This is a genomic window from Deinococcus carri (assembly GCF_039545055.1).
In the GTDB taxonomy this organism is placed as follows: Bacteria; Deinococcota; Deinococci; order Deinococcales; family Deinococcaceae; genus Deinococcus; species Deinococcus carri.
The window spans coordinates 1-10,807 of the sequence record NZ_BAABRP010000035.1 but is presented as its reverse complement, the minus strand read 5'-3'; the positions used below and the strand labels follow the sequence as shown (position 1 = coordinate 10,807).

Here is a 10,807-nt window from a genome sequence, read left to right as displayed (position 1 = left end):
GCTGGTCAAACTCCATCGGCGTTAGCCCCACCAGCCGCTCAAAGGAACGCGCTCGGGACTTCAGCTTCTCCAGCCGTAACACCCCTGAACCTACCTGCTCCTACCTCTACTGCGCAACGGGTCTTGACATCAGGAAACGGATGCAAGGAAATGGGCCTGGAAGACGCGACAGTCCATTCAGATAACATGTCTGGCGGGTGAGGTCCCTAAGAGTGAGATGTTAAGCACATTGGAAAAAGCAGGACGGGTTCTGCGCCTTTTCACCGCCCACAACCCGGAGTGGGGCGTGAGCGAGGTGGCAAGGAAGCTGAGTATCCCCAAGACCAGCGCCCATGATGCCCTGACCACACTGACGCAAATTGGTCTGGTTCACCGGATGGTCACCGGACGTTACCGGTTGGGGTTCATGATCGTGCCGCTGCATGCCGTTCTGATGGCCCAGACACCCTGGCGTCTGGTCGCCCATGAAGAGATGGAACGGCTTGCAGTCCTGCTTCAGGAGCCGCTGCACCTGATGGCCTTTGACGGTGGTCACGCCATTTGCATTGACCTCGTGGAGGGGGATGGAGATCCTCCACTGGTCAGGGTAGGTGACGTGCTGCCCGCGTACGCCTCTGCCTCCGGTAAGGTCTTCCTCGCCAGCCGTTCCCAGGAGGAGGTGCGCCGGGTCTGCGCGCGCATGCAGGCGTTCACCCCCAACACCATCGTCTCGCTGGACGAGTTGCAATCCGAACTCGCCCGGATCCGTGAGCGTGGTTATGGCCTCGACATTGAGGAATCGAACTCCGGCCGCTCCGCCATCGGTGCACCGATTTACAATGCCAACGGTGAGATCATCGCAGCGGTGACCATCGCAGCGGCAACACCCCGCTTCGAGCGGCATAAGAGTCTCTGGCTGCAAGAACTCCTGGCCGCCACCCACGTCATCTCGGAGCGCCTCGGGTACCAGCCGGATCCGGGTGAAGGTCGGCTGCACTGGCACCTGGTCGAGGGTCAGGAGAAACTGAGGCAGGCCCCTCGCAACCAACGAAAATCCTGAGGGCGATCACCGGGTGGGCAAAGAGAGCTGCACCTGGACTTCCTACTTCCTCCAGGTGCAGCTCTCCTCCAGGGGTTCATACGGATTCCGTCCAATTCCTGAACAGTCGGGAGGGCACCGCCTGTTCATCCATCTCCCGAAATCCGCCCTTGTTCCTTCTCCCTCTGGTCGGATTTCCGGGTGTTTTCAACACCCTTCAATCGGAATCAGTATCAGCAATGGTGTGGACAGATTCATAACTTCCTGGACCTTTCCCACGCTGGGACGGCGTTGCCGTCCACCCCCCCTCCCCAACCCCTCCCCCGCAAGGAGAGAGGGGCTTTTTACATCCTGCACGCTACTTTCGAATACACCTCTCGCAAGAGGATGCAAAACTGTCCGCACCATTGATCAGACCCCCATCAGGTCCCGTACCAGCGCCCGGTTTTCCGCGAGATGGGCAGCGTCCCCATCAAAGGCGATCGCGCCGTGGTCCAGGACGTACACACGGTCCGCCACGGCAAGTGCGAGGTCCAGATTCTGCTCGGCCAGCAGGATCGTCTCGCCGCTTTCCCGCAAGGTGAGCAGCACGTCCCGCACCACAGTCACCATGAGGGGGCTGAGGCCCTCGGTGGGTTCGTCCAGGAGCATCACGGTGGGGTTCTGGAGCAGGGCGCGGCCAATGGCGACCATCTGCTGCTCGCCGCCGGAGAGCGTGGTGCTCAGACTGTTCTTGCGTTCCAGCAAGCGTGGAAACGTCTCATACACCCGCGGCAGGGTCCACTTGCCAGGCCGGGCCGCCAGGCGCAGTTCCTCGTCCACCGTGAGTTCTGCCAGGACGCGGCGGCCCTGCGGCACCAGGGCGAGGCCCTGCGCGGACAGGGCGGAGGGGCGCAGGCCGGTCACGTCCTGCCCGTTGAGGGTGATGGTTCCCCCCATAGGTTTGCGCCACCCCATCAGGGTGGTGAGCAGGGTGGTCTTCCCCATGCCGTTGCGGCCCAGCACGGCGACGACCTCGCCGGGCCGCACGACGAGCGAGGCGTCCTCCAGGGCAGTCGCGCTGCCGTACCCGGCCCGCAGGTGCTGCACCGTGAGGACGGGGGGCCGGGTCAGGGCCTCCTCGCTCACCTCACGCCCGCGGCGTTCCAGGGCCGAGCCGACGTACACGGACTGCACCGCTTCGTTCGCGCGGATCTCACCGGGGGTGCCCGTGGCGAGCAGTTCCCCATTGCTCAGCACAGTCACTTGGTCGGCGAACTCCAGGCAGAAGGCCAGGTCGTGTTCAATCAGGACGGTGGTGAGGTCCCGTGGCAGGTCCAGGATAAGGTTCATCACCCGCTCGCGCTCGTGGGCACTCAGGCCCGCGAGCGGCTCGTCGAGCAGCAGCAGGCGCGGTTCCTGGGCGAGCACCATGGCCAGTTCCAGTTGACGCTTCTCCCCGTGCGAGAGGGCGGCCGCCGGCAGGTCCGCCTGCACGAGCAGACCCATTCGCTCCAGTGCGGCGTCCGCGCGCCGGGCAGCTTCCCGGTGGGCGGCCAGAGGACGCCACAGATCCCGGCGGGCGGGTGTGTGGGCCATGACGGCCAGCATCACGTTCTCGCGCACGGTGTCCTGAATGAACAGGCTGCTCGTCTGGAAGGACCGCGCAACGCCCAGGGCCGCCACGCGGTCGGGCGAGAGGCCGCTCACCGTCCGGCCATCCAGACTGACCGTACCCTCGCTGGGGGCGTACTCGCCGCTTACAACGCGGAAGAGGGTGCTTTTGCCTGCGCCGTTGGGGCCGATCACCGCGTGCCGCGCGCCGGGCGGGACATTCACACGGACGTCCTTCAGGGCCGTGACGCCGCCAAAACGCCGGGTGACGTTCTCGATGCGCAGGGCCAGACCGGTCCGGGTCTGTGGGGTCATGCCTGCCTCCGGTGGAGGATCGCCCACAGGCCACCGCGGCCCGTGAGCACCAGAACGATCAGGAGGGCACCCACCAGCCCCGCCCACAGGTCCGTCTGAGAACTCACGAGTGCTTGCAGCACCGTGTAAAGCACGGCACCCAGCACGGGACCCCACAGGGAACGCGCCCCACCCAGCAGCACCATGATCAGGAGGACGGCGCTCTGAAGCCAGAACACGTCACTGGGAGTGACGATGCCCCGGTGGTATGCGCCCAGCGCTCCAGCCAGACCAATGAACGCCGAGGCAATCAGAACGGCACCGTACTTGTAGGCGAACACGGGGTAGCCCAGGGCCCGCGCACGGCCCTCATTCTGGCGGATGGCCTCCAGAACCCGGCCGAAAGGGGAACGGGTCAGGCGAGTCAGCAGGAAGAGGCTGAGCGCGAGGGCAGCAAGCGTGATGAGGTACAGGACGGTACTGTCCACCCCTGGCTGGAACGTCAGGCCATCGGTGCCGCCCGTGACGGCGCTCCACTTGTCTATTAAAGCCTGGAGCATCTGCGCGAACGCCAGGGTGATCATCAGGAAGAAGATGCCCCCCGCCCTCAGGGCCAGCGGCGCGGTCAGGGCGGAATAGATCGTCGCGATCAGGGCGGCGGCGGCCAGCACCAGCGGCATGGGCAGACCGGCTTTCACCAGCAGCGCCGCGGTGTACCCGCCCAGCCCCCACATGGCGATGTGCCCCAGGGGGGTCAGCCCCAGATAGCCGACCAGCAGATCCAACGCGGCGGCAGCGATGGCCCAGCACAGGGCCTCGGTGGCGAGGTACAACGGGTAGCCGCCCAGCAAGAGGGGGAGGGCCAGGAGCAGGGCTGCCCCGACGAACAGGATCATCCGCAAGGGACTGGGACGGGTGGAAGGCGCAGCCTGGGCGGTCATGCGTTCCCCAATTTGCGCCCCAGCAGGCCCTGCGGGCGAACCGCGATCACCAGGATCATTAGCGCGAACACCGCCATCTGCGCGAAGGCGGGAAAGTACACCGCGCCGAAGCCGTTTACCAGGCCGACCAGCACCGCCGCTATAAAGGCACCCTCGATGCTGCCCAGACCGCCGATGACCACGACAATCAGAGCAAAGAGGGTCATGGTCGAGTCCAGGGTGGGCGTGAGCGCCAGTTGCGGGCTTCCCACCGCCCCCCCGAACGCGGCGAGACCAATACCCGCCGCGAAGGTCAGCATGGAAATCCTGAGCACGGGCAGGCCCAGCGTGCCGCTCATCTGCGGGTCGGCCGTCACCGCGCGAATCTTCGCGCCGGCCAGCGTGCCGCGCAGGATCCAGCGCATCACCAGGAAGACCACCACGCCCAGGACGATCAGCACGAAGGGATAACTGGGGAACACCAGGCCGCCCAGCGTGACCGGCCCCTCGAACGGTGCGGGCGGTGACACGCTCTTGATGTCTGCCCCCCAGAAGTGACGGATGGCATCCGAGATCACAAAAGTGAGGCCGAGCGTGAGAAGCACCTGCCGCAGTTCCTGACCATGCAGGCGGGAAAGAAGAAGGCGGTCAGCGATAACGCCCAGGACCGCTCCCGCAGCGGTGGCGACCAGGACCCCCAGCCAGAAGTTGCCGCTGGCCTGCGAGACGGTGTAGCCGATGTAGGCACTCAGAACGTAGAAGGCACCGTGCGCGAGGTTGGCGACTCGTGCCACACCAAAAATCAGGGAAAAGCCCGCCGACAGCAGAAACAGCAACATGCCGAACGCCAGGCTGTTCACCAGTTGAAACAGAACGAGTTGCATCTCCCTTTTTTCCTCCTGCCTGATAGATGTGGGCGGAGCCGCAGTTGCCACCGAACGTGGATGCAGCCCCGCCCACCACCCGACTTACTTGCCGGGGTCCTTGAAGGTGCCCAGGTTGGTCACGAACCTGTTGATCAACCCCTGGGGCGTCTTCACGACCTCGCGGACGTACATGGGGTTGATGACGTTCTGCGTGCTCGGGTCGAAACGGAAAACGCCGCGTGGGGACGGGAAGGTCACGCTCCGCATGGCGGCGAGCAGCTCTTCGGTATTACTGACGTTCCCTTTGGTCTTCTTGAGGGCTTCCACGATCACGCGGGCGGTGTCCCAGCCCCGCTGCGCAAACACGCCGGGTAAATCCCCTTTGTACTTGTTCTTGTACGCGGTGGTGAATGCCTGGTTCTGCGCGTTCGGCAGATCCTGCGCCCAGGGAAGAGCGCTGATGGCACCGACAGCACTGTCCCCGACCGCATCGATGAACTTCTCATCGGTCATGTCACCGAAAACGGCGAGCTTCACGCTCTTTTGCAGGCCGAACTGCGCGAACTGCTTCATGAACAGCACAGCGTCACTGCCGGACAGGACGGCATAGACTGCCTGTGGCCTGGCCGCGGCGATGCGGGCCAGGTACGGACTGAAGTCGGTGCTGCCCAATGGCGTGTACACTTCCCCGGCAATTTTCCCTCCGGCTTTCGTGTACGACTGCTTGAAGTCCGCAAGAGACTCTTTCCCGAAGGCGTAATCCGCAGCTACCAGGAACGTGTTCTTGCTGACCTTGGTGGCGACGTATTTGCCAAAGGGATTGTTGTACTGCCAGGCGTTTCCGGACACACGGAAGACGTAGGGGTTCTTCCGCTCGCGGGTCAAAGCATTACCGGCGGCGTTGAATACGATGAGGGGAACCTTGGCTTCCTCGACCACGTCCGTCAGGGCGTAAGCACTTGGCGTCAGGACCACTCCCGCCAGGATATCTACCTTGTCACTGCTGATGAGTTTGTTTGCCTTGCGCAGAGCAACTGCGGGATCGGCCTCCTCGTCCTCACGAATCAGCTGCAATTTCTTCCCGGCCACCTGATTGCCGATGGAGTCCAGATAGAGGGTGAAGCCTTTATAACCTTCTTCACCCAGCTGAGCGTAGACGCCGGAGGCTGGCATCAGCACACCAATTTTGATGGTGTTGCTTCCCTGGGCGAAGGCAGTCCAGGTGCCGCTTACGCCCAGGACTACCGTTACAACAGCAAGAGCCTTTTTTTTCATAATCCTGCCTTTCTGGTCACTCCGGAAACGAGCGCCAAGTGTGGGAATGTCTTTCCTGGTGTGTCTTTGAAGGGCAGTGTAGAGATCTGACTTGGATTCACCAGTAGGATGTTCGTCAGTTACGAACAGCTTGGCAGGGGCTGCGGCGAAACTGCTTGTGGGAACGGGTACAGCCGGGGGGGGCAGGGTTGAGTTCCGGCCCCTGCCCCAGCTCCTCTCCTGCAACCTCATGGCCGCCAGAGACGCGAATTCTGCGCCAAGAAACTGTTCACCCTGTTCCTGCTGAAGACCTGTGGGGCAGGAGAGGCGAGGGTGGGTCAGTTCAGGGCGGGTGCGGCTAGACAGGCTGATGACGCGGGAGCGTTCCTTCGAGCGGCTGGTGGGGTTGAGCGAGGTTGCACGCACCCCCAGTTTGAGCACGACGCGCACGCCCTGCTGCACCGCAGGCAGACCAGGCGGTACCGGCTGGGGTTCCGGGTGCTGCTGGGACATATCGCCTTCGACAGCCAGGACCTCGGCCCCTTGGCCGCCCTGCCCGGAGCGTGACCGTCGCTCGGGTGCATTCGCGCGTGACCGAACCACCCTCCAGTGGGAAGTGGAGGCTTCTGCGGCTCTGAGCAGCGCCTGGGTCAGCTACGACGCTCCGCCAGCGACACCTCAGCCAGGCAGGTATTCCGAATAGCAGAACAACGCCCTTGTCCTGCGGGGCAGAACCCAGGAAGCTGAACTCGCTTTTTCAGCCGTGTCGCCCTCTGCCCCAAGGAGTTGCCCTTTGACGTTTCTCGACACCGGTTCCCTCGTTCTGCACGTGCACGCCTCCGGCCCCGAAGCCGCGCCACCCCTGGTCTTCCTCAACCCCATCGGCAGCAACCTGAACGTCTGGGACGACACCGTCCGCAAGCTGGGCCATGCCTTCCGCAGCGTGCAGTACGACCTGCGCGGCCAGGGCCTCTCGGATGTCCCGGAGGGCGAGTACTGCCTGGACGACCACGTCACGGACCTGCTGGACCTGCTCGACGCCCTCGGACTGGAGCAGGTTTCTCTGGTCGGCTGCTCGCTCGGGGGGGTGGTCGCCCAGGCCTTCGCCCTCGCCCACCCGGCCCGGGTGGCGCGGCTCGTGCTGCTGGATACCCTGCCCCGTATCGGGACGTTCGAAAGCTGGCAGGCGCGCATCGAGCAGATCAAGGCCGAGGGCCTCCCCGCGCTGGCACCGACCCTGGTTCAACGGTGGTTCGCGCCCGCCTTCTTTCAGGAGCAGCCCGCCGCCGCCCGCGGGTACACGGCGCTCCTCGCCCGCAGCCCCCAGACCGGGTACCTCGGCAGTTGCGCCGCTCTCCGCGACGCCGATCTGAGGGGGCGAATGCAGGCCCTGCGGCTCCCCACCCTGGTGCTGTGCGGGGAGCACGACCTCAGCACCCCCCCTGACACCTGCCAGGCCCTCGCCGAGCAGCTCGGCGCGGAGTTCGAACAGATTCGCGGTGCCGCGCACCTGCCGATGGTGGAGCAGCCCGGTGAAGTGGCCCGGCTGCTCCGCGAATTCCTTCACCCCACCTCGGGCACCCGGCGCTACGACCAGGGGATGGCCGTCCGCCGCCAGGTGCTGGGCGGCGCACATGTGGACCGGGCCAGTGCCGACACCACCAGTCTCGACCGGGACTTCCAGACCTTCATCACCGAGTACGCCTGGGGCGGCCCCTGGTCACGGGGCCATCTCGACACCCGCACCCGGCACCTGCTCACCCTCGCCGTGCTGACCGCGCTGCCCCGCGAACACGAGCTGGAGATGCATGTCCGCGCGACGCGGAACACCGGCGTGACCGAGGACGACCTGCGTGAAGTGTTCCTGCACGTGGCCGTCTATGCCGGGGTGCCCGTCGCCAACCGCGCCTTCCAGATTGCCAAGAGAGTCCTCTCGGAAAGGAACGTCCCATGACCCAGTCTCCACCCCGGCCCCAGGCGGCGGGGAGCGTCCACGCGCCGCACCTGTACCCGCCGTACACCAGCAGCGTGAAACGTGCCCCGCACGAACTGCTGATCCCGCTGCCCGCCGCCCTGGAGAATCTGCACGGCCCGGTGTTCGGCGCGGACCGCCTCCGCCCCGGCGACAACGACACCACCCGCAATGCGCGGTTGAACGGCGAACCGCTGGGAGAGCGCGTCATCGTGCGGGGGCGGCTGCTGGACAGCACCGGGCGGCCCATTCGCGGTGCCCTGATCGAAACCTGGCAGGCGAATGCCGCCGGGCGCTACATCCACCAGCGCGACCAGCACGACGCGCCCCTGGACCCGAACTTCACGGGCACCGCCCGCATGCTGACCGACGAGCATGGCGAATACGAGCTGATCACCATCCGCCCCGGTGCCTACCCCTGGGGCAACCACCCCAACGCCTGGCGGCCCGCGCACATCCACTTCAGCGTGTTCGGCACGAACTTCACCCAGCGGCTCGTTTCGCAGATGTACTTCCCTGGCGATCCGCTGCTCGCGTACGACCCCATCTACCAGAGCATTCCCGACGAGAAGGGCCGCGCGCGGCTGATCAGCCGCTTCGACCTGGACCTCACGCAGCCGAACTGGGCGCTGGGATTCCGCTTCGATATCGTGCTGGGCGGCCGGGCACAGACCCCCTTCGAGGAGCCGGACCATGAGCACTGAACCGCGTCCGCGCCTCGCCCCCGAGGCTTCGAACATTCCCGAAGGCACTTTCGGTCCCTCCCCCAGCCAGACGGTCGGGCCGTATGTCCACCAGGGGTTGGTGGACTTCCAGGGGCTGACCGGGCTGCTGGGAGACAGGACGGTCGAATCTGGCAGCGACGTTCCCGGCGAACGCATCACCCTGGTCGGGCGGGTGCTGGACGGGGACGGCCAACCGGTCGAGGACGCCGTGATCGAGGTCTGGCAGGCGGACGCGAGCGGCCAGTACGCGCACAGCGCGGATGCGGCGTTCGTGGGGTATAGCCGCACGCACACGCGCACAGCGGACCGCAGCTACTCCATTCGGACGGTCAAGCCGGGCCAGGCCGGGCCGGGTCTCGCTCCACGGCTCAACATCTGGCTGGGTATGCGGGGCCTCCTCACGCACCTGATCACCGCCGTGTACTTCAGTGACGAGGACAACAGCACCGACCCCGTGCTCGCCCTGGTTCCCGAGGAGCGCCGTCACACCCTGATCGCCCGGCGGGAGGAGACGCCGGACGGGACCGTGTACCGCTTCGACTTCCACATGCAGGGCGAGGACGAGACCGTCTTCTTCGCCCCGTGAGGTTCCGCCGATGCCGCTGACGCCCGCCGACTCCGCCCTCTTCGGGACCCTCTTTTCCCAGCCGGAGGTGGCGGCCCTCTTCAGCGACGAGGCCTATGTCCGCCGCCTGCTGGAGGTGGAGGGAGCGCTCGCCGCCGTGCAGGGCAGGCTGGGGATCATCCCGCCCGAGTCGGCGGGGGCAATCCTGCAACTCACGCGGACCTTCTCCCCTGACCTGGGGCAACTCCGCGAAGGCCTCCTCACGGACGGCGTTCCCGTGAGCGCCCTGCTCGGTCAACTCCGCCCTGCTCTCCCCGCCCCTGCGCGCGACCACCTGCATTTCGGCGCGACCACCCAGGACATCGTGGACACGGCCTCCGTGCTCGCCGCGCGTGAAGCGCTGGGCGTGCTGCGCCGTGAACTGCTCGCCGTGGGCGACCGGCTCGCGGAACTCTCCCAGGCGCATGCCGGGACGCTGATGCCGGGCCGGACCCACTCGCAGCAGGCCCTGCCCGTCACGTTCGGCCTCAAGGCGGCAGGGTGGCTGACCCCCATCACCCGGCACCTGGAACGGCTGCGGGAACTGGAGGGGCGGCTGTACGTGGTGAGTTTCGGGGGGGCAGCGGGCACGCTCGCCGCGCTGGAGGACCGGGGCCTGGACGTGGCCGAAGCGCTCGCCGCCGAACTGGGGCTGTCCGCCCCCCCCACGCCCTGGCACACCCAGCGCGACACCATCCTCGAACTCGCCGCCTGGCTCACGGGGGTCGGGACCAGCCTGGGCAAGCTCGCACAGGACATGATCCTGCTCGCCCAGAGCGAGGTCGGCGAGGTGCGCGAGGGGGGTGGGGGGGGCGGGTCCAGCACCATGCCACAGAAACAGAATCCCATCACCTCCGAAGTGATCCTGGCCGCGGCGAGCACGAATGCCGGGCTGCTGGCCGCGGTGGCGCGCAGCGGGGTGCAGGAGCACGAACGCGGCACGCACGGCTGGCAGGTGGAGTGGCTCACTGTGCCGCAGATGCTCGGCCTGACCGGGGCAGCCCTCGCCCACACCCGCCGCCTGCTGGGCGCGCTGGAGGTGCAGGCCCAGCGCATGAGGGAGAACGTTCAGGCTTCGCACGGCCTGATGCTCGCCGAGGCCCTCAGCTTCGCCCTGACCGCCGTTCTGCCCAGGGAGGAGGCAAAAGCCCTGATCCGCGACGCCGTCCCGCAGGCGCTGGCGGGAAAGGGCCACCTTGTCGAACTCGTCCGGGAGCAGCTGGGCCACCTCGGAGACCGGGTGGACTGGGCTGCCCTCACCGAGGAACGCACCCTGGGGGCCACGGCACCGCTGATCTCCCGCGCCGTCGAACAGTATCACGGCACCCGACTCCATCGACCCACTCACCGCCAGAGGACCCCTCCAGAGGAAAATTCATGACCCAGACAAGCTTGCAAGACCAGGATGTCGTCATCGTATCCGCCGTGCGTACACCGGTGGGGGCGATACGTGGTTCGCTGTCCAGCATCCGCCCCGACGACCTGGCTGCCCTGGTCCTCCGCGAGGCGGTGAGCCGGTCGGGGGTTTCCCCCGACCAGATTGAAGAAGTCATCCTGGGCT

Annotated in this window: 10 protein-coding genes; 6 read left to right on the top strand and 4 right to left on the bottom strand. The window is 66.2% G+C overall.

Annotated elements, in window-relative coordinates; translation table 11 throughout:
- The first annotated feature begins 217 nt into the window (after nucleotides 1–217).
- Nucleotides 218–1,039 (top strand): IclR family transcriptional regulator, encoded by an 822-nt coding sequence (locus ABEA67_RS19265; protein WP_345468481.1) that lies wholly within the window; start codon nucleotides 218–220, stop codon nucleotides 1,037–1,039.
- Between the two features lie 390 nt (nucleotides 1,040–1,429).
- Here ABEA67_RS19265 and ABEA67_RS19260 read toward each other — a convergent pair whose 3' ends face one another.
- The 4 genes from ABEA67_RS19260 to ABEA67_RS19245 form a co-directional block, all read right to left on the bottom strand.
- A complete protein-coding gene (locus ABEA67_RS19260) occupies nucleotides 1,430–2,926 on the bottom strand; it encodes an ATP-binding cassette domain-containing protein (RefSeq protein ID WP_345468479.1) in 1,497 nt (498 codons plus the stop codon).
- On the bottom strand, nucleotides 2,923–3,846 hold the full coding sequence (locus ABEA67_RS19255) for a branched-chain amino acid ABC transporter permease (protein ID WP_345468477.1): 924 nt from the start codon (nucleotides 3,844–3,846) through the stop codon (nucleotides 2,923–2,925). The genes ABEA67_RS19260 and ABEA67_RS19255 overlap by 4 nt, the downstream gene beginning before the upstream one ends.
- Nucleotides 3,843–4,709 (bottom strand): branched-chain amino acid ABC transporter permease, encoded by an 867-nt coding sequence (locus tag ABEA67_RS19250; protein WP_345468474.1) that lies wholly within the window; start codon nucleotides 4,707–4,709, stop codon nucleotides 3,843–3,845. Before ABEA67_RS19250 ends, ABEA67_RS19255 begins: the two co-directional genes overlap by 4 nt.
- 84 nt (nucleotides 4,710–4,793) lie before the next feature.
- Nucleotides 4,794–6,458, bottom strand: a complete 1,665-nt coding sequence (locus tag ABEA67_RS19245; RefSeq protein WP_345468473.1) for an ABC transporter substrate-binding protein — start codon at nucleotides 6,456–6,458, stop codon at nucleotides 4,794–4,796.
- A 280-nt stretch (nucleotides 6,459–6,738) separates the two neighbouring features.
- Between ABEA67_RS19245 and pcaDC the strand changes: the two genes are divergently transcribed.
- The 5 genes from pcaDC to ABEA67_RS19220 form a co-directional block, all read left to right on the top strand.
- Nucleotides 6,739–7,899, top strand: coding sequence for a bifunctional 3-oxoadipate enol-lactonase/4-carboxymuconolactone decarboxylase PcaDC (gene pcaDC / locus ABEA67_RS19240; protein WP_345468471.1), 1,161 nt, complete (start codon nucleotides 6,739–6,741; stop codon nucleotides 7,897–7,899).
- Entirely contained in the window at nucleotides 7,896–8,621 is a 726-nt protein-coding gene (pcaH, locus tag ABEA67_RS19235; RefSeq protein WP_345468468.1) for a protocatechuate 3,4-dioxygenase subunit beta, read from the top strand. The genes pcaDC and pcaH overlap by 4 nt, the downstream gene beginning before the upstream one ends.
- Complete coding sequence (pcaG, locus tag ABEA67_RS19230) at nucleotides 8,611–9,228, top strand: protocatechuate 3,4-dioxygenase subunit alpha (protein ID WP_345468465.1); 618 nt, start codon at nucleotides 8,611–8,613, stop codon at nucleotides 9,226–9,228. Before pcaH ends, pcaG begins: the two co-directional genes overlap by 11 nt.
- Before the next feature lie 10 nt (nucleotides 9,229–9,238).
- A complete protein-coding gene (pcaB, locus tag ABEA67_RS19225; RefSeq protein WP_345468463.1) occupies nucleotides 9,239–10,627 on the top strand; it encodes a 3-carboxy-cis,cis-muconate cycloisomerase in 1,389 nt (462 codons plus the stop codon).
- Nucleotides 10,624–10,807: thiolase family protein (locus ABEA67_RS19220; protein WP_486304404.1), on the top strand; the 184-nt coding region annotated here is incomplete at its 3' end. The genes pcaB and ABEA67_RS19220, both read left to right, overlap by 4 nt.